The 25,832-nt window shown below is 64.6% G+C and carries 21 protein-coding genes and 1 pseudogene; 8 read left to right on the plus strand and 14 right to left on the minus strand.

The features are described 5' to 3' along the window. Positions 1-75: 75 nt before the first annotated feature. A complete protein-coding gene (locus tag HX774_RS05395; protein WP_178824918.1) occupies positions 76-585 on the plus strand; it encodes a hypothetical protein in 510 nt (169 codons plus the stop codon). On the opposite strand, the gene HX774_RS05400 is transcribed toward HX774_RS05395, so the two are convergent. Next, positions 582-1,244 carry a Crp/Fnr family transcriptional regulator gene (locus tag HX774_RS05400; protein WP_178824920.1) on the minus strand — a complete coding sequence of 221 codons (663 nt, stop codon included), beginning with the start codon at positions 1,242-1,244 and terminating at the stop codon, positions 582-584. The genes HX774_RS05395 and HX774_RS05400 overlap by 4 nt on opposite strands. A gap of 134 nt (positions 1,245-1,378) precedes the next feature. Further along, complete coding sequence (locus HX774_RS05405) at positions 1,379-1,609, minus strand: hypothetical protein (protein WP_178824921.1); 231 nt, start codon at positions 1,607-1,609, stop codon at positions 1,379-1,381. A gap of 177 nt (positions 1,610-1,786) precedes the next feature. Here HX774_RS05405 and HX774_RS05410 point away from each other — a divergent pair, with 177 nt between their 5' ends. Continuing rightward, on the plus strand, positions 1,787-2,575 hold the full coding sequence (locus HX774_RS05410) for a Crp/Fnr family transcriptional regulator (protein ID WP_218650285.1): 789 nt from the start codon (positions 1,787-1,789) through the stop codon (positions 2,573-2,575). A gap of 736 nt (positions 2,576-3,311) precedes the next feature. On the opposite strand, the gene HX774_RS05415 is transcribed toward HX774_RS05410, so the two are convergent. From HX774_RS05415 to HX774_RS05435, 5 genes are all read right to left on the minus strand, one after another. Continuing rightward, positions 3,312-3,506 (minus strand): hypothetical protein, encoded by a 195-nt coding sequence (locus HX774_RS05415; RefSeq protein WP_178824925.1) that lies wholly within the window; start codon positions 3,504-3,506, stop codon positions 3,312-3,314. A gap of 650 nt (positions 3,507-4,156) precedes the next feature. After that, complete coding sequence (locus HX774_RS05420; protein WP_178824927.1) at positions 4,157-4,456, minus strand: hypothetical protein; 300 nt, start codon at positions 4,454-4,456, stop codon at positions 4,157-4,159. Further along, the gene (locus tag HX774_RS05425) at positions 4,453-6,999 is read right to left on the minus strand and encodes a cbb3-type cytochrome c oxidase subunit I (RefSeq protein WP_178824929.1); all 2,547 of its coding nucleotides are present in this window, start codon (positions 6,997-6,999) and stop codon (positions 4,453-4,455) included. The genes HX774_RS05420 and HX774_RS05425 overlap by 4 nt, the downstream gene beginning before the upstream one ends. After that, positions 6,996-7,946: a c-type cytochrome gene (locus HX774_RS05430; RefSeq protein WP_178824931.1), complete on the minus strand. Its 951-nt coding sequence runs from the start codon at positions 7,944-7,946 to the stop codon at positions 6,996-6,998. The genes HX774_RS05425 and HX774_RS05430 overlap by 4 nt, the downstream gene beginning before the upstream one ends. Then, entirely contained in the window at positions 7,936-8,316 is a 381-nt protein-coding gene (locus HX774_RS05435; RefSeq protein ID WP_178824933.1) for a cytochrome c family protein, read from the minus strand. Before HX774_RS05435 ends, HX774_RS05430 begins: the two co-directional genes overlap by 11 nt. Positions 8,317-8,551: 235 nt before the next feature. Between HX774_RS05435 and HX774_RS20375 the strand changes: the two are divergent. Next, a pseudogene (locus tag HX774_RS20375) lies at positions 8,552-9,013 on the plus strand (cytochrome c); the annotation flags it as partial. On the opposite strand, the gene HX774_RS05440 reads toward HX774_RS20375, so the two are convergent. From HX774_RS05440 to HX774_RS05455, 4 genes are all read right to left on the minus strand, one after another. Beyond that, positions 9,009-9,743 (minus strand): cytochrome b, encoded by a 735-nt coding sequence (locus tag HX774_RS05440; RefSeq protein WP_178824935.1) that lies wholly within the window; start codon positions 9,741-9,743, stop codon positions 9,009-9,011. The pseudogene HX774_RS20375 and the gene HX774_RS05440 overlap by 5 nt on opposite strands. Beyond that, positions 9,740-10,465 carry a cytochrome c oxidase assembly protein gene (locus HX774_RS05445; RefSeq protein ID WP_114817705.1) on the minus strand — a complete coding sequence of 242 codons (726 nt, stop codon included), beginning with the start codon at positions 10,463-10,465 and terminating at the stop codon, positions 9,740-9,742. Before HX774_RS05445 ends, HX774_RS05440 begins: the two co-directional genes overlap by 4 nt. Positions 10,466-10,529: 64 nt before the next feature. Further along, positions 10,530-11,837 carry a sorbosone dehydrogenase family protein gene (locus HX774_RS05450; protein WP_178824937.1) on the minus strand — a complete coding sequence of 436 codons (1,308 nt, stop codon included), beginning with the start codon at positions 11,835-11,837 and terminating at the stop codon, positions 10,530-10,532. Further along, the gene (locus tag HX774_RS05455; protein ID WP_178824939.1) at positions 11,837-12,259 is read right to left on the minus strand and encodes a DUF2231 domain-containing protein; all 423 of its coding nucleotides are present in this window, start codon (positions 12,257-12,259) and stop codon (positions 11,837-11,839) included. The genes HX774_RS05450 and HX774_RS05455 overlap by 1 nt, the downstream gene beginning before the upstream one ends. Positions 12,260-12,522: 263 nt before the next feature. Here HX774_RS05455 and HX774_RS05460 point away from each other — a divergent pair, with 263 nt between their 5' ends. From HX774_RS05460 to HX774_RS05480, 5 genes are all read left to right on the plus strand, one after another. Beyond that, positions 12,523-13,302: a hypothetical protein gene (locus HX774_RS05460; protein ID WP_114817696.1), complete on the plus strand. Its 780-nt coding sequence runs from the start codon at positions 12,523-12,525 to the stop codon at positions 13,300-13,302. Next, positions 13,286-14,056 (plus strand): metallophosphoesterase, encoded by a 771-nt coding sequence (locus HX774_RS05465; protein WP_178824941.1) that lies wholly within the window; start codon positions 13,286-13,288, stop codon positions 14,054-14,056. Before HX774_RS05460 ends, HX774_RS05465 begins: the two co-directional genes overlap by 17 nt. Before the next feature lie 525 nt (positions 14,057-14,581). Then, the gene (locus tag HX774_RS05470) at positions 14,582-14,992 is read left to right on the plus strand and encodes a biliverdin-producing heme oxygenase (RefSeq protein WP_178824943.1); all 411 of its coding nucleotides are present in this window, start codon (positions 14,582-14,584) and stop codon (positions 14,990-14,992) included. Beyond that, positions 14,989-17,559: an HWE histidine kinase domain-containing protein gene (locus HX774_RS05475; protein WP_178824945.1), complete on the plus strand. Its 2,571-nt coding sequence runs from the start codon at positions 14,989-14,991 to the stop codon at positions 17,557-17,559. Before HX774_RS05470 ends, HX774_RS05475 begins: the two co-directional genes overlap by 4 nt. 78 nt (positions 17,560-17,637) lie before the next feature. Further along, on the plus strand, positions 17,638-20,565 hold the full coding sequence (locus HX774_RS05480; protein ID WP_178824947.1) for a PAS domain-containing protein: 2,928 nt from the start codon (positions 17,638-17,640) through the stop codon (positions 20,563-20,565). Positions 20,566-21,356: 791 nt separating this feature from the next. Here HX774_RS05480 and HX774_RS05485 read toward each other — a convergent pair. The 3 genes from HX774_RS05485 to HX774_RS05495 all read right to left on the minus strand — a co-directional run bounded on the left by HX774_RS05485 (position 21,357) and on the right by HX774_RS05495 (position 25,817). After that, positions 21,357-22,040: a LuxR C-terminal-related transcriptional regulator gene (locus HX774_RS05485; RefSeq protein WP_178824949.1), complete on the minus strand. Its 684-nt coding sequence runs from the start codon at positions 22,038-22,040 to the stop codon at positions 21,357-21,359. Positions 22,041-22,351: 311 nt separating this feature from the next. Further along, positions 22,352-23,218 carry a hypothetical protein gene (locus tag HX774_RS05490; protein WP_178824951.1) on the minus strand — a complete coding sequence of 289 codons (867 nt, stop codon included), beginning with the start codon at positions 23,216-23,218 and terminating at the stop codon, positions 22,352-22,354. 37 nt (positions 23,219-23,255) lie between these two features. Continuing rightward, positions 23,256-25,817, minus strand: coding sequence for a fimbria/pilus outer membrane usher protein (locus HX774_RS05495; RefSeq protein WP_178824953.1), 2,562 nt, complete (start codon positions 25,815-25,817; stop codon positions 23,256-23,258). Positions 25,818-25,832: the final 15 nt, after the last annotated feature.

The following is a 25,832-nucleotide window of genomic DNA, read 5'->3' on the forward strand; positions in this document are numbered from 1 at the left end:
GTGACCAAAAGAAGACTCTGGGCGCCGGCGGAGGCGAACAGGCTTTCATTTGAGCGCGGCTTCAGAAGGAAGGTTGTGACCATGCTCGCCGGACTCCGCTATCTCGATTGTCGTTTCACGGACCATCTCATGTCAGAGACCGCCGCTGACCGCCCTGTCGAGCTCTGCACCCTGTTCGCCAAGGTCTCCATCATCCGCGAGGAACTGCTCTATCCCCGCTATGTCGATATCGATCGCTCGGTCGTGGCCGATCTTATCGCGATCATGGACCTGATGCGGGTCATCGCGGGCGAGTTGGAAATCGCGACGCCGGTCGAGATCCAGGCCACCCGCGCCTGGATCCGGCAATGGCGGCGCTTATGGCGCGACCATGCCGCCCTGGAGGAAGGTTCGAACGGTCTGCTCGAGCGGATAGGCACCGTGCCTGGCGACAAATACTGCGAGATAGACCTGAAGGAACGGCTTGCCGGCCTCGAGAGCCTGACGGACGTGCCGGTTCCAGAGCCCGTTTCCATAGGCAAACTCCGCAGCCATCGCCGTCCCTCAGGCCTCGTGCTCGACAACCACGAGTTGGACCAGTATTAGACTGGAGCCTTTCCGAGCCTCAGATAGGTGGGGTCGAACTCCGCCTGGCGGACCAAGGCATCCCAGTCGCAGATTTCTATGGCGCGTCCCGCCCATCTGACCATTTCCGCCGCGCGAAGCTGGGCTATCGAGCGATTGACGTGAACGTCCGACAGCCCGAGAACGTCTGCAAGCACGGCCTGGCTGAGTGGTAGCTCCATCCTGCCGCTCCCGGCGCGATGGACAGTCTTCAGGCGAAGATAGAGTTCGCACAGAAGATGGGCGAGGCGCGCCACCGCGGTCCGACGCCCCAAACCTGCGATCCATTGCCGGTGCACGGCGGCGTCCACAAGAGTGTCCATCCAGAGCAGCCGGGTCAGATGGGGTTCGGTCTCGGTCAGCCGGCGCAGACCATCATGAGGAGAGCGCGCAACCGTGCAGGAAGTGAGCGCCACGACGCCATGATCCATGGGGCTCATCATCAAACTGTGCAGATCGACGAAGTCGCCAGGCACATTCAATTCCGTGATCTGCCTTGCGCCGTTGGTCAGCACCAAATATCGGGCGGCGAACCCGTCGAGGATCAGGGTGCTGTACGCGGGCGACGAATGCTGCCGGACAATATCACGGCCGGCCGGAACGAAGATCGGCGGCTGAAGAAGCTCTCCCAGAACCGTCATCTCGCGACCGGAAAGTTCATCGCGACGCGCCAGCTTCTGGATCAGGGGGCTGATCAGGACCGTCTCCTCGCCATTGGTGCGTTGTGATAATGCTCGGCGGTCGGGCGCGTTCCGCCGCCTTCCGCGTCGCGCCGTCAGGACCTGGGGCCGTTTCCTTCACTCGCCGTCGCCATGCCCTTGGCGTCCGCCGAGACATTAAAACGCAGCTCCCCGTCCTCGAAGACTTTTGCTTCCTGGAAGGTCCGGCTCGCGCCCAGGCGCCGCTTCACCATTGTGATCGCTGACTGCGCCTCATCGGCGACGACGGATTCTGTGCGCAGCACGCCCGTGCCCCGGGCGCTGAAGCAAATGGTGTAAAGGGTCATGTCGGCTCCTGTTCCTGAGCTTAGTTCAGCGAGGAGGCCCACGTTCCTTGTGCATTGAGCCCGACTCTGGCGGCCAATATTTCTTTGTCCGCAACGCTTCCGAGCTCCTCTCTCTTTTCCTAACCCATGTAAGTGCGGCTCGCGGCAGGTGCGTCACTCTGTGCTCAGGAGTCAGACATGCAAACTATGATCAGCCTCACTAGCGCCGGCTGCGGGCTTCATCGCCCGCACCTTGACTTGGTCGACCATCCTGTCTTCCAGGCGCTTCCGTCCAGTATCCAGTCGATCGCTCAAGCCCAAAGCAGACTGATGTCGATCCCTGCCGGCCAGCCCCTAGTGGAAGTTGGTTTTCTCTCCTTCGTCCTGGCGGGGGTTCTGGGCCTCTTTCCCAACGGCGACCGCATATGCGTCGCGACCGTCGTCGCCGGCTCGGTTCACGGATGGGACCACGCCCTGGAGCCGGACGGCCCCCGGCCGACGGCCAAGGCGCTGATCGACACGACGTTTTGCCGGGTGCCTGCCGACTGCGTCATCGACGGCCTCGGCCGCGATTGGCTGAACCGCCTGGTGGCTCGACAGTCTTCCCGGCGGGTGAGCGTTCTGGCCGCCGAAGCGGCCTGTAACGCCTGCCACCTCGTTCAGGAACGGCTGGCGAAGTGGCTCATCCGGCTGCATTGCGGGGCCAATGGCGCTCCTCTCCGTCTGACCCAGGCCGATTTCGGCGCCATGCTCGGCGTGCAGAGAACCAGCGTCAACGCCGCCGCCGGGCGCCTGCAGGCCATGGGCCTGGTGCGCTTTGGCCGGGGGAAGGTGCAGATCCTCGACTTGGCCGGTCTGCGCGCAGTTTCCTGCGGCTGCGGCGAGCATGGGGTTTCTTCTGTAAGCGCGGCCGCCGCGCCTTTGCGCGCCGCGGAGTCTGCCAGCTGGGACGCACGCGAGGCGCCCCTCCGGAATACGGCCGCCTGATCAGGGAATGACTGCAGCGCGCGAAAGAGGGTGTTCCGCCGCTTCGTATAGGCGGCCGGCCTGGGCTCCGCGAAGAAGATCCTGGCCTGCCAGGACGACGCCGATGGCGGCTAATGAGGCCGCGCAAATACCTCCGGCCGCCAAAACCCAGCTGTTACGTCTGCGAACTGTCCGGCCCTTGCTTGGAAAAGGAATGACGACGCCCATGACTCCGGCCCCTGTTCGGACGAGGAACGCAGGGAAACGGCTTGGGGGGGTAAAATGTCGTCTTGGCGACACTGATGGTCGCCAGCGAAACCGGACACGTACCGCCATAAGAGCGCCCCTTGAAGTTCGCAAGCCGGATCAGTGGGCAGGTCCCCCTCGGCCGTGATCCGTGGCTTGGGCTCGCCTATGGGATCGAACTCGGTCAAGCCGATTTGACGGTGAACACCTCGCGCTTGACAGCGTTAGGCCCCGAAGATTGCCCAGAATGGTCTCGGTCCGCACGCGATGTCGGAACAGCCTTGACGATCATAAGCGTGGCCCCGTGGAACACTTACTGCACAGACCTTGAGCGTCCGCATCGCCGCGTCCGCCTTCGTTGAAGCCGAGCAGACCCCCGGTCGCGCCGCCGCCCCCCACACACACTAGCGTCGATGACCGTCTATACGGCCACTCGACGAGGCTCCTTAACTGCAAACGCCGCTTCAGTGCTTGTCGGGTTTAGACAGCGCGCGCTCGCGCCGCGATAGGGTCAGCCGAGCGGCTTCTGGTAGATATCGCGGCCGGGAGAGCGGTTGATGATCCGGGAGATTTCCCTGAGGACGGCGCGCTCGCCGTTAAGGGCTCCGGAAGATCTCGCTGCCTGAAGAAGAGCATCGATTTCCCCCAATTTTCCTGGCAGCGCCGGAAGCTCAACGGCTCTGAAGGTCTGGTCGTGCATGCTCATGTCTTTGCTCCTGATGTCTTCTGGAGCAACGCCGCCCGATCCATCCCGCTCCATGCCGCAGCGAAAGGCCCGGCAGAGCGCATGCGTCTTTCATAAACCGCGCCGATAAGTTCGGAACCCGACCGAAGGAGCGGCGCCGAAGATGCGACGTTGACTGCTTGCAGATCCTTCCTGAGGGAAGATCAGCAGGCGGCCGGTTCCGTGATTGCCCCCCTTTGGCGCAACCGGCCGTCTTCTCTCTCGCTCCCTCAGGCTTAGGTTTCAGTGAGCTGAAGCGCCTACGCGACAGATTTCCCTGCCATCGTGCCGAACAATGACCTGAAGCGAAAAGGCGCCGCCTTCTCGCATAGGGTTTTCGCGCAACATTTCCGAAAGGAAGAGGACGGCCTCCCGCCAAGCCTCGGCGTCCGTAGCCGCTGCGCCCTGAAGAGAGACCTCAGGGTCCACGCCGCTTAGGATGAAATCATATGTCGCCATGGAGCCTTCTACGTCGGGGAGGCCCAACGGTTCGCAAGTTTCCGCTACCGGACACAGGGGATCAACCAAGATTGGACCAACGAGGCGTGGAACCAGCATGAAGCTAGATGCCTCGCGCCCCGGAAGCGAAAGGCCGAATTCCGGAGCGACGTAGCGCGACTTTGACATGACGTTCAGAACGCCAGCGGGGCCGTCTGCCATAAGACGCCGATCCCGGCGACAAGAGCACTGGTCAAGCCCACACGCCGTTCCCACGCCTCCGGACCAATGCCCCCGCGTCGCCCCCTCCCGAGCCAGACCGCCATGGCGACGAGCGCGAGCAGACAGCCCAGGCTGAAGACCAGGCCCATCCAACGCGCGCCGGCAGCCTCGCTCGACGACCAGACGTCGGCCGCGCTGGACATCAGATAGAGACCGATGAAGTGAGCCGCCCAGATCAGCAGGCCGCCTATCATCCTCAGCCAGCGCGTCATATCCCGCTGCCCGGGAATAGGCGAACCAGGAGGATGACGCCGATCGACTGCGCTGCGGTGAAGGCCAGGAAGAGGCTGATCAGGTCGACCGTCGAAGGACGATCCGCCGCCAGGCGACCGAACAAACGCCTCAGTACGACATAAACACCCATCAGGCCGCCGATGGCGGCGAAGGTCCCAGCCCAGCTCAGCAGGGCGTAGACCGACGCGCCTTGGCTGGAGACGTCCGGCTGCAAGCCCGTCTTCCACCACGCCCGCCCCTCCACGATTGAAGCCGCGATCACCCCTGCGGAGGCCAGCACCAGCAATCCTGTTGCCGCCGAGACCGCGCCGTCGCGCGCCATTCTCACGGCCCGCGACGCTGCGAGCGCGCAAACGCCGGCCACGGCCAGCAAGCCGACGGAAACCAGGAGCGAACTGATAGGCGGCGGGGCCTGCCACAGGTCCGGCCGTCGGCTCCACAGGAAGACATAGGAGAACCCGGCCAGCAGGCAAACCATCCCCCCGACGATCAGGACGATCACCATGGCCCACCAGCCGTGGCTGAACGGACCAGATACATAGTTGGGCACGCGGATGCCCGCACCGATCTCCGTCGTCTTGCGCGCATGCGGCGCGTCCAGGAACCAGCACCAGCGCATGATGCAATAGATGGCCAGCACGCCGCTGACGACGGCGGCGGCATAGGCCTGGATGGTCAGGATCAGGAAGAAGCCCGCCGTGAAGACCGCGCCGAACAGATGCCAGCCTGAAGGACGAGGGATGCGCAGCACATACTGCGGCTCCGCGTTCAATGGGCTGGTCACCAGGGTCTGACGCTCGCCCCGGGCCGCGCCCGGCAGGAAATAGCGGCCCGCTGCGACGTCTTCCGCCAGCCCCTTCTGATCCCACAAGGGATAGAGGCTCTTCACCACCGGGATCGACCGGACCGAATAGAAGCCGCTGGGCAGCCACTCCAGCCCTGGACCTTCGTGGATGTTGCCGGCCTCGCGGGGGCCGAACGGCCGGAAGTTGCGGATCATGTCGATGACCCACAGCAGGACGGCCAGACCGAACATGAAGGCGCCGATGGTCGAGATGAAGTTGGGCAGATCCCAGCCTCTACCTGGCAGGTAGGTATAGACCCGCCTCGGCATCCCCATCAGCCCGGTCAGGTGCATGGGCATGAAGGCCAGGTTGTGCCCGGCGAACATCAGCCAGAAGATCCACTTCCCCCAAGATTCGCTCAGGGGCCGCGCGCTGGACATGGGCAGCCAATAGTAGATGGCGGCGAACAGCGGGAAGACCATGCCGCCGATCAGGACGTAATGGAGGTGGGCGACGATGAAATAGCTGTCGTGGGCCTGCCAGTCGAAGGGCACCATGGCGACCATGACGCCTGTCAGCCCGCCCATGACGAAGATGACCATGCCGCCGACGGCGAACAGACCCGGCGTCGAGAACCGCATCCGGCCCGCCGCCATGGTCGCGATCCAGGCGAAGACCTGAACCCCCGCCGGCACGCTGACCGCCATGGAGGCCGCGCTGAAATAGTTGATGCTGATCTGCGGCATGCCCGTGGTGAACATGTGGTGGGCCCAGACGCCGAAGCTGATGAAGCCCGTCGCCAGCATGGCCATGACCACCAGCGGATGTCCGACGAGAGGCGTGCGCGCCATGGCCGGAATGATGGTCGACATGGCCCCCGCCGCCGGCAGGAAGATGATGTAGACCTCCGGGTGGCCGAAGAACCAGAAAAGGTGCTGCCACAGCATCGGGTCGCCGCCCTTGAGCGGGTCGAAGAAGGGCCAGCCGAGCGCCCTTTCCAGCTCCAGCAACAGGGTCGCCAGAATGATGGACGGGAAGGCGATGATGATCATGCAGGCGAAGATCAGCATGGCCCAGGCGAAGACCGGCAGCTTGTCCAGGGTCATGCCCGGCGCCCGCGTCTTCAATACCCCGACGATGATCTCGATGGCCCCCGCGATCGCCGAAATCTCGATGAAGCCGATGCCCAGCAGCCAGAAGTCGGCGTTGATGCCGGGTGAATAGGTCATGCTGGTCAGCGGCGGATACATGAACCAGCCCCCGTCCGGCGCCAGGCCGAAGAACAGCGAACAGAAGAAGGCCAGCCCTCCGATCAGATAGGCCCAGAAGGCGTAGGCCCCCAGGCGTGGAAACGGCAGGTCGCGCGCCCCCAGCATCTGCGGCAACAGCAGAACGCCCAAAGCCTCGACGGCCGGCACCGCAAACAGGAACATCATCACCGTGCCGTGCATGGTGAAGATCTGGTTGTAGGTGTCCTGGGCCAGGAAGCCCGTCATCGGCAGGGCCAGCTGCGTCCGCATCAGCAGCGCCAGGACCCCCGCCAGCACGAAGAAGAGCATGGCCGCGCCGACGTAATAGACGCCGATGATGTTGTTGTTGGTCGCCGTGATCCATTCCCACGGCGTGCGTGGCCCGCACCAGGCCTGTTCCAGCTGCTCTAGCTCCCCCGCGGGCCGGGGTTCCGTGGTCGGGAAACGGTCGTACTTGTCGACGTCGAAGCCGGTTTCCGACGTCATTTCAGGCTTTCCAGATAGGCCGCGACATCTCGCAGCTCCTGTCCGCTCAGGACGGAATAGGAGGGCATGCGGTTGCCGGGCTTGATGCCCTGGCTGTCGGCGATCCAGCCCGCCATCGTGCCCTGGTTATTGGGCAGGATGCCCGCCCCCAGCGTCTGCCGCGATCCCACATGGGTCAGGTCCGGCCCAGCCAGACCATTGGCCTCCGTCCCCCGGATCGTGTGGCAAGCGCCGCAGCCCGAGGCCGTGAACACCGCTGCGCCAGGCACGCCCGACACCGCCGCCGGAGCGGCCTGTTTGAGACGCCACGCCGCAAAATCAGCCGGCGAATGGGCCACCACCACCAGTCCCATCAGGGCGTGGGGGCCGCCGCAGTATTCAGCGCACTGGCCCGCATAGACGCCCGCCGCGTCGGCCTGCAGACGCATGAAGTTGCGCCGGCCGGGGATCATGTCCGTCTTGCCGCCCAGACGCGGAATCCAGACGCTGTGGATCACATCCGCGCTTTCCAATTCCAGAACCACCGGACGACCGGCGGGAATATGGACTTCATTGGCGTCCTGAACGAGTTCGCGGCCCTGATCATCGAGATAGGCCACTCGCCACCACCACATCTCGCCCGTGACGCGCACCCGCATTTCGCCGGCGCGCGGCGCGTCAGCCACGCGGGCTGTCACGCTCAGCCCGTAGATCAGAAGGCCGGTCAGCACGACGATGGGAAAGGCCAGGCCGCCGATCCAGACCAGCTTCTCGCCAGCGACCCGCCGCTTCCATTTGGGCGGTCCGAACAGGGCGACGCCGAGCGCGATCAGCACCAGGGTCAGCACCACGGCGCCCATGACGAACAGGACCCAGGCGACTGTGGTCACCGGCCCGGCGAAGGGGCCGGCCGGGTCCAGCACAGGCGGCGGCCAGCCGCTCAGAACGGCGGGCGTCTCAATCGTCATCGAGGGTATAGAGATAGGCCGCCACATCGCGGGCTTCGGCTTCGGTCAGAGGCATGGGCGGCATTCCCGTACCGGGCAGCAGGGCCGGGGCGTCGCGAACCAAGGCCGTCATCACCCCGGGTTGGTTGGGCAGTCGCCCCGCGATCATCGGTCGCGACGCCACCCCTGTCAGATCCCCGCCCGTGCGGCCTTGCGGCCACCGAACGCCCGGTATGGCATGGCAGGCGGCGCAGCCATGACGCTCGATCAGTCTGAGCCCTTCTGCTGCATCGGCCTGGGCCAAGGAGCGCGGCGCATTCGCCTTGTCGGTGCAGGCCGTCACGGCGGCGCATAGCCCCGTGGTCAGCAGCAAGGCCCCTATGGTCCGCATCGTCCGTACATGATCGCATCCCGCCCCTCTCCAGCTTCACCAGAACCCAATCCTTCGCAGCCTGAGGGGTTCCCGCCCCGGAACCGAGACCATCAGTCGGTGTTGGGACAGGGTGCGCGCTCTCCCTCCCCTCACGCTTCTCGGCCTCCTCCTGACTGGCCCCGCACTTGTCGCGTGCGACGCCACGCCCGGCGAAACCGACCGCGCCTTCTCGTCCTCGGGAAAGGTCATCGCCATGAGCGGCGGCGCGGGCGGAGCGGCGAACGCCTGCTTCACCTGTCATGGACTTCAGGGCCAGGGCGACGGCGTCTCGACCCCGCGCCTGGCCGGGCTGGACGCCGGCTATCTGCAAAAACAGATGGAGGACTACGCCAGCGGCCTACGGCCGGATGATGTGATGAGCCGCGTCGCCAAGGGGCTCGATCCCGACAGCCGTCGTGCCGTCGCCCTCTTTTACGCCGGATTGCCGTCGTCGACGTCAACGAGGGCTTCCCCTTCCGTCGCCACGCCTCCGCCGGTTTGGCGGACGGGCGATGCCTCTCGCGGCGTCACGGCCTGCTCATCCTGTCACGGCCCCAATGGACAGGGCGCGGGCGAAGGGCAACCGATCGTGGCCGGCCAGCCTGTCGCCTACACCCTGGAGCAGATCGACCGCTGGAAATCCGGCAAGCGCCGCAACGATCCACGCGGCGTCATGGCCGCCGCTGTCCAGAGGCTGACGGACGCAGAAGCGCGCGCCATAGCCCAGTGGTTGTCCGGCCAATCCGTCTCTCCAACGCCCGCCAGCGCCTCTGCCAGCGCGTCCGTTTCGGCCGCAGCTGCGGCGCGACCGGCAGCATCGCGTGAAACACGCCGTCCCGATCGATCAGATGGTGCTTGAGCGCCGCCCCCGCATGGATCGGGATCATCAGCAGCAAGGCAGCCACCATGGCCCAATGCATCCATTCGGCCCCGGCCTCGATCGCCCATCGCTGGGTGTTGGAGACCTCCTGCATCGGCAGCAAGGGCCAGGGGATAAAACCCGCCGCAGCCAGCTGGGTGTCTCGCGCGGTGGCGGAGATCATCGCCCATCCTGACAGCGGCAGACCGAACAGGCAGATATAGAAGACATAGTGGGTGATGTGCGCCGCCAGGCTCTCCCAGCCCGGCTTATCCGCGTCATTGATCAGATTGGGCGCCGCCAGTCGCCAGGACAGCCGACCGATGACCAGCAGCAGCATCAGCAGGCCGATGGCGAAATGCACGTCATAGGCCGCCGCCTTGGCCCCGCCCACCGGCAGCCGCCCCATCCACCAGCCCCAACCGAGCTGGAAGAAGACCAGGCCCGCCATGGTCCAGTGAAAGACGATGGCGACCGGCGAATAGCGGCCTTCGTCGTGATGGCCCGCCGCCCATTCCAGCGCCTGTGCGATCAACCGGTCAATCATGCCGGACGCGCCGCCTCCCCGCTCCTGAACAGCTCGCTGATCCGCCAGAGCGCGACCAGGAGATAGGCCGCCGCCGCGGGTGCCCACATGATCAGGCCCGCCGCCTGCTGATCCTCCAGCGGGGTCATGCCCCAGGCCAGGGTCGTGGCGAAGTGCGGCGCATACAATGGCTCACCCGCAAACACGATGAGCGCCCCCAGCAAGCCCATCAGCAGCATGGCCGCCAGCAGGCCCGCCACGGCGGCGGCCGCGTTGGACGCCCGCACCGCCGCCCAGAACCAGACGGCGCTGCCCAGAATGGTCAGTTGCATGACCCAATAGAGCAGATCGTTCGACAGGGCCGCAGCATAGAGATCAGGCGCGTGCCAGGCCCAGAAGACGACGGCCTGAACAGCCGTCGCCACGGCCAGTCGCGGCGCCCTCAGCCTGGGCAGCCACAGAGCCGCCAAGGGCGCCGCAGCGAGCAGGAGCAACAGATGGTGCAGCGTACGAGCCGTGAACAGGGCTGAACTCAGTGCGCACAGCGGCGAGATGAAGACGAGAACCAGCACCCCCGCCGCACCCAGCAAGAACGGCGATCCGGGGTGCCGCTTCATCGTCAGGAAGACACCAGCCGCGATGAAAACCGCCAGCACCGTCAGAAGCACCGGATCGCCGTTCCAGCGTCCCAGCACATCCACGGGATCGGGCGCGGGCCCGCAATAGGGCGTCCAGGGCGTCATCGTCATAGTCGGCTAACGACCCGGAACGGCGACGGTTCAATCCTGCTTCGCGACCGTGACGCCCTCACCGCGAGGGGGCGATCCGCCAGACCGTGTTGGACAGGTCGTCTGCGACCAGAAGTATTCGTTTCGTCGGGTCAAAGGCCACGCCGACCGGACGGCCGCGGGCCTCGCCGTCCTTGAGGAAGCCGGTGGCGAAATCGATGGGCTGTCCCGCGGGGCGGCCGCCGCTGAACGGGACCCAGGCGACCTTGTACCCGGACGGGTCCTGACGGTTCCAGCTCCCATGCATGCCGATGAAAGCGCCGTCGGCGTACGGGCCGCCGAAGCCGCCGCTGCGCGCGAAATCAAGACCAAGCGCCGCGACGTGCGAGCCCAGGGCGTAGTCGGGCTTGACGGCCCTGGCGACCATGTCCGGCTTTTGCGGCCTCACGCGCGGATCGACGTTCTGGCCCCAATAGCTGTAGGGCCAGCCGTAGAAGGCGCCGTCGCGGACCTGGGTCAGGTAGTCGGGCACCAGTTGAGGACCCAGTTCGTCACGCTCGTTGACGACTGACCACAGGAGTCCGGTGGTCGGTTCGATCGCCAGAGCGGTCGGGTTGCGGATACCGGTGGCGATCGTGCGACGCGCCCCGGTCGCGCGGTCGATTTCCCATACAACGGCCCGTTCCTCTTCCAGGGCCATCCCACGTTCGCCGATATTGGAGTTGGAGCCGATGCCGACATAGAATTTGGCGCCGTCCGCGCTGACGGCCAGGGACTTGGTCCAGTGGTGATTCACGCGCGAGGGCAGAGCCGTGACCCGCTCGGGCGGGGTCGCGATACCGGTCTGGCCCGGCTGGAAGGCGAAACGGGTCAGCGCGCCCTGCTCGGCGACGTATAGGTAGCCCTCGACATAGGCCAGACCGTATGGCGCATCCAGATTATCGACCAGGACGGCGCGCAGTTCGGGGACGCCGTCGTTATCGGCGTCGCGCAGCAGGGTGATACGGTCGCCGCCGCTGATCTTGGTGTTGCCCTGCTTCTTGATGAAACCGGCGATCACGTCCTTGGGGCGCAAGGGCGGCGCGTGACCGCCCCGCCCCTCGGCCACCAGCACGTCGCCGTTCGGCAGGACCAGCATCTGACGCGGGATCTTCAGGTCGGTCGCGAAGGCGCTGACGGTAAAGCCCTGCGGAACGGTGGGCGTCTCGCCGTTCCATCCGGCGGGCGGACTGATCTTCATCGCTGGGACCAGGGTCTCGTTCACCTTGGGCAGATCAGGATTCTGTCCGGTCTGGCTCAGCTTGGGATCGCTGGCGTTGCCGCAGGACGCGACCGTTAGAGCCATTGCAAGGGTCGCGGCGCTGGCGGCGAGCAGGTTCTTGTCCATCAGATGGTCTCCCGCGCGGAATAGGCGATCCAGCCGGCGATCATGACCAGCAATGTGCATAGGAGGGACAGGATCAGGCCAAAAGCGCCGACCGAGCTCCACGCGTCCTGGCTGTGCTTGAAGGCGTTGACCAGCCCCAGCACCCAGGCCAGGGCCAGCGCAACCAGATGGATCAGGCTGAGGCGGGACCGACCCCGCCGCGCGCGAACGACATAATCGATGATGGAGAAGACGCCTGCGATCCCGCCGAACACCAACGCCCCGGTGATCAGCCAGGCCGTGAAGTTCGTCCACTGAATCTCCGCCGTCTTCAGATAGGCGATGTCGGTGAACAGGGCGAAGGTGAAGAGGCTGATTGGAAAAGCCAGCAATATGCGGTGCAGGGGTCGAACCACCCCGCCGGATCGCTCATCGATGGTCATGTCGCCCTCTCCCTAAAGCCTGGCTTTGGCTAACTGCTTGGCCGCGAGATGGTTCAACCGCTCGGCAGAATGGGTTTGGTCAGTTGAGCCCGATGGCGCTTCGACCGGTTTCGATCGCGGCGGGCGCGCTTTCTCAGACGGCGAGCGGCGTCCCGCGAGGAGGCGCTGATCATCGACCATGCCGGTTTTGGTCAGAGCTTGCCGGGAGGGAACCCTCGCCTTTGCGCCTCCGTTTCCCTGACCTTGTTCAGGAACCCCGCTGCATGTCTGACACCGTCGCCGAGCCCGCATTTGAACCTCCGCCCGAGGCCATGGCCTTTTACGAGGAGAGCCTGCGGCTTTTGAAGGAATCCGGCGTGCCTTTCCTGCTCTCCGGCACCTATGCGGTGACGGCCTACACCGGCATCCGCCGTCCCACCAAGGACCTGGACGTCTTTTGCAAGCCAGGCGATTACCCTCGCATTCTCGCCTACTTCCAGGCCCGTGGTTACCGGACGGATGTTGAGGACGAGCGCTGGATCGCCAAGGTCTGGAAGGACGACAAGCACTTCTTCGACGTCATCTTCGCCATGTCGAACGGCACCATCGCGGTGTCGGACAGCTGGTTTGGCGAGGACCGGATCACGGTCTACGGCCATGAGGTCATGATCACGTCGCCGACAGCCCTGATCCTGTCCAAGGTCTTCATCCAGGATCGGTATCGATACGACGGCGCCGACGTGAACCACGTCATCCTGAAGCAGTCCGACGCCATCGACTGGAAGTCCATGCTGGATCAGATGGACCTCTATTGGGAGGTCCTGATGGCCCATCTCCTGAACTTCCGCTTCGCCTATCCCACAGAGCGCGGCCGTGTGCCGGCATGGCTGATGACCGAGCTCCTGGAACGGCTTCAGGCCCAGGTCGATCTGCCCGCGCCGCGCGTCAGGGTCTGTCGTGGCCGTCTGTTCAGCCCTCGCGACTATATCGCCGACATCAGCGAATGGGGCTTCGGCGACGTTGTCGGCAAGGGCCTGGAGGAACGCCATGACCCCGTCGCCTGACATCCAGACGCCTCAACCCGGCATGGAGGCCGGACCGGGAAGGAAGCTGCGTATCGCCGCCGTTGGGGACCTTCACGTCGGCGAGACTTCACACCGTGTCTATCGCGACCTCTTCGACCGCGTTCACGAAGACGCCGACGTCCTCTGCCTTTGCGGCGACCTGGTCAACTTCGGCAAGACAGGCGAGGTCGAGAACCTGCTCGAAGACCTGCGCGCCTGCCGCATCCCCATGGTTGGGGTTCTCGGCAATCATGAGCATGAATGCGGCCAGCCCGACGAAGTCGCCCGACTGATGTCCGAGGCGGGCGTCAGGATGCTGACCGGAGAGTCCTATGAGATCGGGGGCGTCGGTTTCGCCGGCGGCAAGGGCTTCGTCGGCGGCTTCGGTCGTTACATGCTCAGTTCGTTCGGAGAGGCTTCGATCAAGCAATTCGTCCAGGAGGCGGTCGAAGACGCCAACCTGATCGAGAATTCCATCCGCACCCTTCGTACCGAACGCAGCGTGGTGCTGCTGCACTACGCGCCAATCGTGGACACGGTGATCGGCGAGCCGCCGGAGATTCACCCCTTCCTCGGCTCCTCTCGCCTGGGGGAGGTCGTGGATCGCTACGAGAACGTCAGACTGGTGGTCCACGGCCATGCTCACCGCGGCGCGCCTGAAGGCCGCACGGCACGGGGCGTCCCCGTCTACAATGTCGCCTTGCCCGTTCTGCGGACCCTGGGTGCCCTTCCCTATCGTGTGTTCGAGGTCTGACCAGTATTGCCGATGGCGGGGACCAGCTGCCCGAAGATGCTTCGGTGGACGTTCAACTAAAGGATCACACCGCGCCCCGTGTTCACAGGGGAACGAACGCCTTGTCATCTACGGCAGTCCCTCGAGGTGCGAGTGTCAAACTCACGGCCAGAAACGCGGCCCTGTCCCTGGTCACGGACACACAGCGCCGCCGCTTTCCGCTTTTCGGAGCATCTCCGCCGATCGCCTTCTAAACATCCCTGCGAGGCAACGGCCGGCGAGGTTCCGGCCTTGTTCCGGTCAAGCCTTTGATAAACCGTTAGACGCTCGAACGAGGGCGTTCCCAATAGTGGGTGCCCCCTGGAAAACGGAAAGGAAGCCAGCCTGCTCAATTCCTCTGGACCGGCCCCCGCAATCAGCGCGCGCTTCAAGCTCAAGGCGGCCACCGCCGCCGCCCATGACCGCCTGGACGGATGGATGTCTCGCTATGATCTGACCTGTCGCGCCGACTATGGCGCCTTTCTCCAGGCGCAGGCCGGCGCCTTCATGGGCGTCGAGGCCGCTCTCGATGAAGCCGACGCCGAAACCCATCTGCCGGACTGGCATGAACGGCGCCGCACAATGGCGCTGCGATCCGACCTGAACCTGATGGGCCTGACCTTTCCTGAACCGGCCCAGGTCACGCCTTTTCGCGGAGAGGCGGAGGTCCTGGGCGCAATCTATGTCCTTGAAGGCTCTCGTCTCGGCGGCGCCGTTCTCATCCGCTCGGTTCCCGATGGCCTTCCGAAATCCTTCCTCTCGTCCGGGAACCCGGCCGCCTGGCGCGCATTAGCCTCTGTTCTTGATGAACGGCTTAGTTCGCCGGACCGCTTCGACAGCGCCGCAAGGGCGGCCTGTTCGGTGTTCGCCGTGTTCGAAAACGCCGCACGCGCCTATCCCGGAGCCGACCGAAAGTGACGACCCCCGCCGCCTCGGTCGACCTGACCAATTGCGATCGCGAACCCATACACATCCCCGGAGCCATCCAACCGATCGGCTTCCTGGTCGCTTTAACCGCCGACTGGCAGGTGGCGCGCGTCTCCGCGAACATCGGGGATTTCCTCGATCAGTCGCCGGAGGCCATGGTTGGAGCTTTGATCCAGGACCTGTTCACGCCCAAGGCGGTTCACGACCTGCGCAACCGTGTCGCCATGCTGGGCGGCCGCGACGCTGTCGAACGCCTCTTCAGCTGCGTGCTCGTGGACGGCGGCCCGGCCTTCGACGTCGCGGTTCATGTCTCCGCCGGGGAGGTCGTGATTGAAGCCGAGCCGGCGTCCGGGGAACACGGCGACGCCAGCGGCGCCGTCCGATCCATGATGTCGCGACTGGATCAGGCAGCGGATTTTCCCGCCTTCTACAGAGAAGGCGCCCGACAGGTTCGCGCCCTGCTCGGCTATGACCGGGTGATGGTCTACCGGTTCGCCGAGGACGGGTCCGGCGAGGTCGTGGCTGAAGCGGCTCGGTCCGGCATCGGTCGGTTCATGGGGCTTCGCTATCCAGCGACCGACATCCCCGCCCAGGCGCGGGAACTGTACCGGCGCAATCTCCTGAGATTGATCACGGACGTGAACGCCGTGCCGGTGCCCATCATTCCCGCGCGCAACCAGGACGGCCGCCCGCTCGATCTTTCCCTATCGACGCTTCGCTCGGTCTCACCGATCCACATTGAATATCTCAAGAACATGGGCGTCGGCGCCTCGCTGTCGATTTCCATCATCGTGGACGGCAAGCTCTGGGGTCTGTTCGCCTGCCATCACTACGCCGCGCGCCGCCCCACCTTCGAGCGGCGATCGGTCAGCGAGTTGTTCGCCCAGATGTTCTCCATGCGCCTGGAAAGCCGCGAGCGTAAGGAGACCGTCGAGTACGAACGTCGCGCGCGAGACATTTCCGATCAGTTGTTGGGCGCCGTGGCGTCGGACGAAACCCTGTTGAAGGATCCTGACTGGCTCGCAGACATTCTCACCCACGCCATACCGGCCGACGGCGTCGGCGTTTGGCTGGGCGGCAACCACGCCTTTTCCGGCGAGACGCCCCCTCTGGAGGATTTCCGTCGCATCGTGCGCGCGCTGAACGGCACGGCCGCCGGCCGCGTGTTCGCTACGGATCACATCGGGGCGCTGGTCCCGGAGGCGCGCGCCTTCGCGTCGGGTGCGGCCGGCCTGCTGGCCATTCCCATCTCTCGCTCGCCGCGCGATTACGTCATCCTCTTCCGCCGGGAGCTGGTCCATTCCGTGCGCTGGGGCGGCGACCCGCACAAGCCGGTGAGTTTTGGCCCGAACGGCCCTCGCCTGACGCCGCGCGAGAGCTTTGCGGAATGGAAAGAGCTGGTCGAGGGACGATCCCAGCCGTTCACGGCCTCAGAAATCCGGGTGGCGGAAACCTTGCGGGCGACCCTCATCGAGGTCGTCTTGCGTCTCGCCGACGAAGCCTCCGCCGAGCGCCAGCAATCCAGCGCTCGCCAAGAGCTGCTGATTGCGGAGCTCAATCATCGGGTGCGCAATATTCTGGGCCTGATACGGGGATTGATCCGCCAATCGGAGCCGACCAGCGCCAGCATCGCCGACTTCGTCAAGGTCGTGGACGGACGCATCCACGCCCTGGCGCGCGCCCATAACCAGATCACCGACGACCACTGGGGACCTGCGCCGCTCCAGGCGCTGATCGACGCGGAAGCGGCCGCCTTCGTCGATGAGCGAGGACGCATCACGCTTCAGGGAGAACCGGTTCTCCTGAACCCGAACGCCTACTCGACCATGGCTCTGGTCCTGCACGAACTGGTCACAAACTCCAACAAGTACGGCAGTCTTTCGGCCCAGGACGGGCGGGTGGTGATCGGCTGGAGCCGCAATGCGGCCGGGGACCTGATCATGGAGTGGCGGGAAATCGGCGGACCGCCGGTGACCCCGCCCACGCGCCAGGGCTTCGGCACCACCATCATAAGCCGGTCGGTTCCCTATGATCTCGGCGGCTCGGCCGATGTCGCCTATGAGCCAGGGGGCGTGCACGCCGTGTTCCGCATCCCGGCGCGCCATCTGTCGGAACCGCGCTCCACGGACGGCGCCAAGACGATCAAATACCCGCGTCCCGCCATCGGCCACCCCCAGCTCGTTCCGGACGCGGTCCTGGCCAATCACGACATTCTGCTGGTCGAGGACAGTCTGATCATCGCGTTGGACGCCGAGGATATCGCCCATCGCCTGGGCGCGGCCTCCGTCACCACGGCCGCCACCGTGGAGGGCGCGCTCGAATTCATCGACGCCGCTCGGCCCACCGTGGCCATGCTGGACATCAATCTCGGCGACCGGCACAGCTATCCGATCGCCGACAGGCTGGCCGAGGTCGGCGTTCCCTTCATCTTCGCGACCGGCTACGGCGAACAGGCAAACCCGCCGATCGAACACAGGGGGCGCCCGATCGTTCAAAAGCCCTACACCCTGGAGAATGTGGCGAGAGCTTTCGACAGCCTGATCGGCGAAACCACGTAGACGCACGGTCGCGCGCGATCAGGGGGATTTGTGATTCACACGGCTGCAGACACGAGCTTCCTGAATGGTCCGGGCGAAATGGCCCGGCTCATCCGGGATCATGACTGGTCGACGACGCCGCTCGGCGCCAGGTCTGCATGGCCGCAGAGTCTGACCACCATGGTCGGCATGATGATCGCTGCCCCGAACCCCATGGTTCTGCTCTGGGGCGCGTCGGGCGTCCTCCTCTACAATGACGGCTATGCGCGTTTCGCCGGCAAGAGGCATCCTGAGCTCCTGGGCATGGGCGCCCGCGAGGGCTGGCCTGAAATCGCGGATTTCAACGACGCCAATATTCGACGCGGCCTCGCAGGACAGTCCTGGTCGCTTGAGCGGCAGGAGCTGGTGCTGGATCGGGGAGCCGGTCCGGAATCCGCCTGGCTTGACCTCCACTACGCTCCCGTCCCCGATGAAAGCGGCCAGCCCGCCGGCGTCATGGTCTTCGTCTCCGAAATCACCGAACGCATCCGTCTCGCCGCTCACGAGGCCGAGGCGGTTGAACGGCTCGAGCTGGCGCTGTCGGCCGGTCGCGGCGTCGGGGCGTGGGATTGGGACATCGCTTCCGACCTCGTCCGCGCCGATGAACGCTTCGCCCGTCTCTACGGCGTCGATCCCGTTGTCGCCCGAGAAGGCGCTCCGCTCGAGGTCTTCTTCAGCGCCATCCATCCCCAGGATCTTCCGGCGGTCCAGGCGGCGATTGCGCGGGCCATTGAGGCCCGCTCGGCCTTCAGCGAAGAATACCGTCTGGTCCAGCCCGATGGCGAAACGATGTGGGTCGTCGCCGAGGGGCGGTGCGTCTTTGACGCCGAGGGACGTCTCCGCCGTCTTCCGGGCGTCAGCTTCGACATCAGCGAGCGCAAGCAGGTCGAGATCAGGCAAGCCGCCCTGCTCCGCCTGCACGACGAACTCACCGCCCTGGACCACCCGGAGCAGATCCCGGCCGCCGCCGCTCGCGTCGTCGGCGAAACTCTGAACCTGGCGGCGGCCTATGTCTCGCTCGACAGGGGCGCGAAGCCTTGCGGGTCTGAGCCGGATCGGACCGTGGCGCTCGGCGCGAAGCCGCCGAGGCTGGCCTGGTCGCCGCGAGCGCATCCCGAGGTATTCGCGACCTTGGCCCAGGGGCGCGCCGTCGCTGTCGCCGATGTCGTTCAGGACGCCCTCACGCTCGGCGAGGCCGCCGCCCTGACCGCTGCGGACATCCACGCCTTCGCAGCCGCGCCCCTGCTGGAGCGGGACCAACTGGTCGCCATGCTGTTCGTCACAGACGCCCGCCCTCGCGCCTGGAGCCAACTCGATCTGGACTTCCTGCAGGATGTAGCCGCCCGAACCCGGAACGTCCTGGAACGTCTTCGCGCCGAAGCCGAGCGCTCCGAAAGCCAGCAACGCTACCAGACCCTGTTCGACACCATGGACGAGGGGTTTTGCGTCATCGAATTCATCGATGGGCCCGACGGGCCGCTCAGCGACTACGTCCATGTCGAAGCCAACGCCGCCTACGCCGAACACGCCGGGATCGGAGACGTGGTCGGCCGCCGGGTCCGCGACATGGTTCCGGCCGAGGCCGACAGCTGGGTTTCGCTTTATCGGGACGTGCTCCAAACAGGCCCGCCGATCCGTTTTGAAAAGGAACTGGAAGCCACCGGCCGATGGCTGGAACTGGCCGCCTTCAAGGTCGGACCGGCCGGAGGTCGTCAGGTCGCCGTTCTCTTCAAGGACCTGACGGCGAAAAAACGGGCTGAAAGAGCGCTGGCGGATCTCAACGCCTCGCTCGAAGCCCGGGTCGAGGCGCGGACCGAAGAATTGCAGTCCGCTCATGCCGCCTTGCGTCAGAGCCAGAAGATGGAGGCTGTCGGTCAGTTGACGGGCGGCATCGCCCACGACTTCAACAATCTTCTGGCCGGTATTTCCGGCAGCCTGGAATTGATCGCCAAACGGATGGCGCAAGGCCGCGGAGCCGAAATCGGGCGCTACGTCGAAGCGGCGCAGGGCGCCGCGCAGCGGGCGGCCACCCTCACCCAACGCCTTCTGGCCTTTTCCCGCCGCCAGACCCTGGCCCCTCGCCCGACGGATGCGAACCGCCTGATCGGCGGCATGGAGGATTTGATCCGTCGTACAGTCGGGCCTGCCATCGACCTCGAGGTCGTCGGCGCAGGCGGTCTCTGGTTGACCGAGATTGATCAATCCCAGCTTGAGAACGCCTTGCTCAACCTCTGCATCAACGCCCGCGACGCCATGGCGCCCGGCGGAGGACGACTGACGATCGAAACGGCGAACAAGTGGCTCGACGATCGTCATGCCCGCGAGCGCGATCTCGCCGCCGGGCAGTACATTTCCGTCTGCGTCACGGATACGGGCTCGGGGATGACCCCCGAAATCATCGAGAGGATTTTCGAACCCTTCTTCACCACCAAGCCGATCGGACAGGGCACCGGCCTGGGTCTGTCCATGATCCACGGCTTCGTGAGGCAGTCCGGCGGACAGATCCGCGTCTATTCCGAACCGGGTCTGGGCACCACCATGTGCCTCTACCTGCCGCGCCATCACGGAAGTCTGGCCGAACCAGACCCGCTCGTCGCGAGTCCGGAGCCAGGGTCCGGTCATGGTGAAACCGTGCTGGTCATCGACGACGAGCCCTCTGTTCGAAACCTCGTCGCAGAGGTTCTGCGCGAGCATGGCTACGCCACGCTGGAAGCGGGCGACGGGCCTTCGGGCTTGCGCATCCTGGAGAGCGAGCACCGTATCGATCTTCTGGTCACCGATGTCGGTCTTCCTGGCGGCCTGAACGGGCGTCAGGTGGCGGACGCCGCGCGCATGAGGCGCCCGGAGCTCAAGGTCCTTTTCATCACGGGCTATGCCGAGAACGCCGCCGTCGGCAACGGACTGCTGGAGCCCGGCATGGAGGTCATGACGAAGCCGTTCGCGATGATGGATCTGGCGGCCAAGGTCACAACCATGATCGAGGCCTGAGCCGCCCTGTCGGCGCCCGCGGCCAGCCGACCTGGCAAACGCCTCGGCCGCCGTTCAAGCGCCCTTCTACCGGCAGGTAGCCCCGGGCTCGCTTTCATGCTCCAGGGCATCAGCCTCTCGTCTGTACCGCTCGGCGATCCTAGCGAACCTCTCACGATCAGCCTTGAAGGGCGACAACCTCGCCATGTTTTCGGCATTGAGTTGGAGCCGGCGGAGTTCGGTAAGGCGGGACGTACGGGTCATCATTGAACTCGGAAACTGCAGTCGTGCACTGGGTCTGGAGAGAATCTTCGGGCGGAGCCTGATACGGTCCGAATGAGACCCTGGATGAGCTGAGCGTTCCCGGGCGCGAGCCAACGTCTTCGTGTAGTCAGGCGTCGGAACGCCCTGGGTCGCTGTGATCTGGTTTGCCGCCGTCAAACGAGGGGATCGACACGATCAACGCCCCCTAGAGCCCGGATGCCGGCCAGAGGGTCCTGACGCCGCCGCAGATAATCGCCGCACGCCTCCAAGATGGCGCCGGATATTGAGGCTCGCCGGTCGCAGGACCTAGAGAAGATCACAGATATGGCCGCTGCTGAACCCGCGACGTGGCGTCATCATCATCGCTGCCCGGCAGCCTGTGCCGGCGCCCTTTACCTGACGCGATAGCGTCGGGACATTCTCGTGCTGCACGACGCATGGGCCGTGCGCCAGCCATTCCGCTTACCCACAACCCAGCCTGGCTATTCAGGCCGGTGTGCTCACTGCGATCAAAGAGCCTATTGCCGTCCTCGGCGGTTTCGTCAGCTTCAGGCCATCAGGAAACTGAGGCGAAGGACGCCGTTTATCCCCTTGACGCCCATACGCATGCAAATCGAGCGGAGGTGGGACCGGACCGTGTGTATGGACATGTCCATCTTGCGGCTGATGTCCTTGGGCGCTTCGCCGCTGGTCAGTCGAACAAGCACGGATTTCTCGACGCGCGTCAGGCCAAAGACACCGCCCACAGCTGCAACCTTGCCTTCGTCCAGCGGCTTGACCGGGCGCACCGATGCGAAAGCCCGATTTGGCGCTTCGGGCGCGGTCGCAATATCCAGAATGCACCAGGCGTCGTCTCCGGCGCGGAACAGGATGCGACCCGCTTTTTCGTGCTCGTCGGCAAGCCGTTGGAGAAGCATGTCCAACTCGAGGCGATTGCGATGTGAGGAGCAGATAAACACGCCTCCGGACCCGAGCATTCCGCATGCGGCCAAGGCGCGTGCAGCGGCGTTGCTGCTCAGAACGCGACCGCTCAGGTCCAGAACAAACCGCGCCGTTTCATCATTTTCAAACCAGACCTCAGCCTCAGAAAAGCGAGGGATGGACCTCGTGATCGGCGGCCTTGCGAAGGAGCGTCGCTCGCTGGGCGCGCCCCCGCCTCTCTCCCCCATTTCACGCCGCAGATGGTCATCAGGCATGCCAACCGGCGCCCCGACGATATCCTGACTAATCATAGCTTCCCTGCTCCGGACGGCCCCGTGAATCGGCGGACTCAGCCCCTCACCTACAAGCTGCAATCACATTGCCGGTGCATTGGTTCGCCATACAAGAACACAGAGCAAGACAATTCTAAGAAATAATAGTTTCAACTCAGATCAAAGCCAAAGTATTAGCCAGCAAGCTATCAAACCAGTTCGACATCATTTGATATGTATCAATAAAAAATAATCATTACCATCAAGGCATACAACCATCACTTAAAAATAACCCTAGAAATGAGATTTAAAACTTAAACGTTAATCTTCGTTATCCAAATTGGTACTTGTTAATTTGGCGAAATATCAACGGTAATCAAGTCTTCGTACCTCCCGCCCATCTGACCATTCACGAGCCCCAAGATGAAAGTCATGGGCAGGGCGAGTCCCGAGAGGGTGCGAGGAGGATCAATTTCTTTTGTCCAAAGAGCGGTTAGATCGACCTGATCGCCATCAAGCTCCACGCCATAGGGCACGACGGTGGCGTTCTCTACGTCTCCCAATCGGCGCATCACCCCGCCGTGCTCCGACTTAATTGTCAGAGTGGAAGGGGCATTGGCCCGAACCTGGACAAAGATACGACGGGTCGCACCCGTCGCCGCCTCGCCGAAATCAACGACCTCGACGCTGGACCCTTCACCAAACGCTCCCGCGGCGCCGGCCAGGTTCAATTGGGCACGAGGCGTCGACTGCAGGACAAGACGGACGGGAACAGGGGAGATCAGCTCGACGCCGTCAGTGTTTTTTATGAGCAGACGCAGATCGACGCCGTATTCACCGGCATCGGCGACAGCGCCCTGCACCACGACGGCGTCCATTTGGGCCACCCCCTTTTGCCCCGCCGCCAGAAGGTATTGGAAGACGCCCCTCTGGACGTCAGCCGCCTGAACGCCCGAGGATTCACGGGGGCGAAATCGAACCCCTACCCCGCCGAGCTTCACGTCCGTCACCTCAATGCCAGCCTCATCCGTAAATGAAAGTCGTAGGTCGCACGCTCCCTCGCCCTTGTTCTCCAGGGCCACGTCCAGGGCGCCCGGCGTTGGGCTGAGCGCGAATGGATTATATTCGATGCGAACAGTTTGAGCCGCCTCGACAAGCGCCGGATTGCAATCTTGCGCATGCGCATTCGTCGCGCCCAAAAGCAGGGCGAAAGCCACGCCGCCGCCCCTTAGCCACGCCCTTGGTCCCAACAGTTCAGGGCAACGACCGCGAAACTCTGATTTCACCGACATCGATTATTCCTTCCACATTATCGGGGATGACGAACTCCCCGAGCACTCCCCCCTGCACAACCAGACGGTAGCGACCGGGCGCCAGCCCATCAGCGACGAAGCGCCCGCCTCTGTTGGTGAAGAACGGCTTGCCGGGCGCGCCTGCAGGCGCATCGGTCGCCATGATCGAACCGCCTACCAGGGCGATGGGGCCTTCGGGCGAAACAAGAATACCTCTGGCCGTGTGCGACGCGTCGCTGCCAACGACGAACCGATATCCGTTGCCATATCCCGGGAAGGTGCTGATCACGCCGCTGCCGAGGTCATAACCGGGCGGAAGCGGATCGACATCGAGCTCGTAGCGTCGAACGCCATACCCCCGGTCGATACCGGCGAGCGCCGGTCCGAACCAACCACTGCGGGCCACGGGGTAGCCGCTGGAGTCTGTCAGACTGACCTGCGCGTTCTTGAGCGTCGGATGCGGCGTGGCGATAACAAAGCCTTCACGCGCGGCGCGACCGATGCCGAACGCGCCGTCTGCATAACCAACGAGGGTCGAGAGCCGCCACAGAGACTCCTGTCGGGTGGAGCCGCCTGGCACGGTGGACACCAGCCGGTTGGAGATAACCTCTGCGTCGAAGCGGTTGTTGATGTAGCGCAGATCGCCGGAAAGGGTCTGGTTATTGCGATCTTCAGAGAAGCGGATGTCGCCGCTCAGATCATTCAGCCGCCCCGAGGCCGAGCGTGAGATCCCCACCTCGCGGAATTCGTTCTGACTGTCGTAGCGCGCAGCGCCGCTCCATCGACCGCCAAAACGGGTGGTCAGCGTCAAGCCGAAGCGCGTATCCTCGACACCGTCGCTGGTGGCTCCACGCTGCCAGGCCAGATTGACCCCGAACTTGCGGAACGTCCGACCAATCGACACACTGAAATCGGTCCGATCCTCTTGCTCACGCCCCTTCACGAAGGCGGCGCCAAGACTGAGAGAATAGGCCTTGTAGCGGACGAGGGCCTGCCCGGCGGCCCGCCACTGCTCGCGATTGAAGGCTGAGTTCTCGAAGGCCGTCTGGAAGAATTTGCTGGTCGCCTGCGCAGAGGCGACAACCCGCAGCTCGACCTCGCGCGCCAGTTTCGCCTCGCGCATATAGTCCAGCGCAACAATATAGCCTTGCGCGCCCGTATCGCCATTGTGGCTGACGGCGGCGCTGGCTTGCACCAGCCCCAGGCGGCTTCCCCACGTTGCAAGCCCCCCCATCTGACCGCGGCCGTCAGCCCACTGGGCGTTGGCCCCGAGCGTAAGCGCGTCGGTGATCCCTTTGCGGACAAAGCCGGACGCCGCGAGGGTCGATCCGTATTCCAACTGGCCGCCCTCCTCCAGGACGCCAGCCGATACGCCGAAATCCATCACGCCCGGATCCAGCAGCCCCGCCCCGCCAAAAAGATCGAAGACCGCGATCTCGCGCTGGCCGCTATCCTCTTCGACCAGCAGCCGAACGGTGTTGGCGCCCTGACCAAAGGGAAAGTCGGACAACGAGTAAGGACCTGCCTCAAGTCGGATACGTTCCACGACAACGCCGTTGACCTCGACCACGACCAGAGCAGGCCGATCCAGAATGAACTGTCGACGGCCAGCCGGTCGCACATTCTGGAACGGGCGTATGGTCGAATAGGCGCGTGCAGCCGACAGACCCAGAAAACGGCGAGATCCCTGAAAACTCTCAACCGGCGGCGCAAACTCACCCGCTGTCAGGCGAACGGCGGACTGAAACAGATCTTTGGAGAGCCGTATCTCGCGGCGACGCCAGCGTTGATCCTGACTGCTGCCGTCGTAGTCGACGCCCCCCGTCAGAGTGACCCCATCGAACCCGCCAATATTGGCGAACATATCGATACCGCCGGCCAGAGGCGCGAAGCGCCCCTCATCATGGGAATACAACTGGGCCATGCTGATATTGGCGCCCGCTGCAAAATGAGCGGGCTGATCGAAGGCCGTTGGATCGACCACCTCATTACGGGCGAAACTGACATCGCGACGCGCGCGGGCATCAACAGCCAGTTCCGCGACAAAAGTCAGCGACAGAGGATCGAAAGAAATCGAAAACCCCTCTCCTCTCAGATCCGCCATGCTGACGCGTTGCTGCGAGGCGATGACCGCCTTCAATCGATCTCGCACGCCCGGAGAGACCTTGGAGCCCACCAGGTCCATCAGGGCGACAGCGTCGATGACGCCCTCGCCCTGCATGTCCACTTCGCCGCTGATGTCGCCGAGATATAGCCCATCGAGCGTCAATGGACCCTGGATCGGCGTCAATACCGGCGTCGGACGAGCGCTGGGGGCCTCGTCCTGGGGTCCGCCGGTCGCCGCGCCGGTCATGGGGGGATTGACCGGGGCGGCGCCGGCGGCGAACGGGACGTTGGAGGCGTCCCGTTCAACCGGAACCATCACTGCGGTCGGAGATCCGAACGCTTCGACGGAATAGTCGCGCGCCGTTCGCACCACCTCGTCCGAGGCGCGTGACGCCTCGGCTCGACAGGGCGAGGCCACACTGCCCCCCAAGCA

This window comes from Brevundimonas sp. P7753, assembly GCF_013386595.1.
Lineage (GTDB): Bacteria > Pseudomonadota > Alphaproteobacteria > Caulobacterales > Caulobacteraceae > Brevundimonas > Brevundimonas bullata.

What these genes read in the sequence shown, in the direction of transcription:
- HX774_RS05405 (WP_178824921.1), bottom strand. Translation starts at nt 1,609, where the DNA reads ATGACCCTTTACACCATTTGCTTCAGCGCCCGGGGCACGGGCGTGCTG.
- HX774_RS05455 (WP_178824939.1), bottom strand. Translation starts at nt 12,259, where the DNA reads ATGACCATCGATGAGCGATCCGGCGGGGTGGTTCGACCCCTGCACCGC.
- HX774_RS05415 (WP_178824925.1), bottom strand. Translation starts at nt 3,506, where the DNA reads ATGAGCATGCACGACCAGACCTTCAGAGCCGTTGAGCTTCCGGCGCTG.
- HX774_RS05435 (WP_178824933.1), bottom strand. Translation starts at nt 8,316, where the DNA reads ATGCGGACCATAGGGGCCTTGCTGCTGACCACGGGGCTATGCGCCGCC.
- HX774_RS05480 (WP_178824947.1), top strand. Translation starts at nt 17,638, where the DNA reads ATGGCCCGGCTCATCCGGGATCATGACTGGTCGACGACGCCGCTCGGC.
- HX774_RS05425 (WP_178824929.1), bottom strand. Translation starts at nt 6,999, where the DNA reads ATGACGTCGGAAACCGGCTTCGACGTCGACAAGTACGACCGTTTCCCG.
- HX774_RS05460 (WP_114817696.1), top strand. Translation starts at nt 12,523, where the DNA reads ATGTCTGACACCGTCGCCGAGCCCGCATTTGAACCTCCGCCCGAGGCC.
- HX774_RS05420 (WP_178824927.1), bottom strand. Translation starts at nt 4,456, where the DNA reads ATGACGCGCTGGCTGAGGATGATAGGCGGCCTGCTGATCTGGGCGGCT.
- HX774_RS05410 (WP_218650285.1), top strand. Translation starts at nt 1,787, where the DNA reads ATGCAAACTATGATCAGCCTCACTAGCGCCGGCTGCGGGCTTCATCGC.
- HX774_RS05430 (WP_178824931.1), bottom strand. Translation starts at nt 7,946, where the DNA reads ATGACGATTGAGACGCCCGCCGTTCTGAGCGGCTGGCCGCCGCCTGTG.
- HX774_RS05465 (WP_178824941.1), top strand. Translation starts at nt 13,286, where the DNA reads ATGACCCCGTCGCCTGACATCCAGACGCCTCAACCCGGCATGGAGGCC.
- HX774_RS05470 (WP_178824943.1), top strand. Translation starts at nt 14,582, where the DNA reads ATGGGCGTCGAGGCCGCTCTCGATGAAGCCGACGCCGAAACCCATCTG.
- HX774_RS05450 (WP_178824937.1), bottom strand. Translation starts at nt 11,837, where the DNA reads ATGGACAAGAACCTGCTCGCCGCCAGCGCCGCGACCCTTGCAATGGCT.
- HX774_RS05440 (WP_178824935.1), bottom strand. Translation starts at nt 9,743, where the DNA reads ATGATTGACCGGTTGATCGCACAGGCGCTGGAATGGGCGGCGGGCCAT.
- HX774_RS05485 (WP_178824949.1), bottom strand. Translation starts at nt 22,040, where the DNA reads ATGATTAGTCAGGATATCGTCGGGGCGCCGGTTGGCATGCCTGATGAC.
- HX774_RS05400 (WP_178824920.1), bottom strand. Translation starts at nt 1,244, where the DNA reads ATGACGGTTCTGGGAGAGCTTCTTCAGCCGCCGATCTTCGTTCCGGCC.
- HX774_RS05445 (WP_114817705.1), bottom strand. Translation starts at nt 10,465, where the DNA reads ATGACGCCCTGGACGCCCTATTGCGGGCCCGCGCCCGATCCCGTGGAT.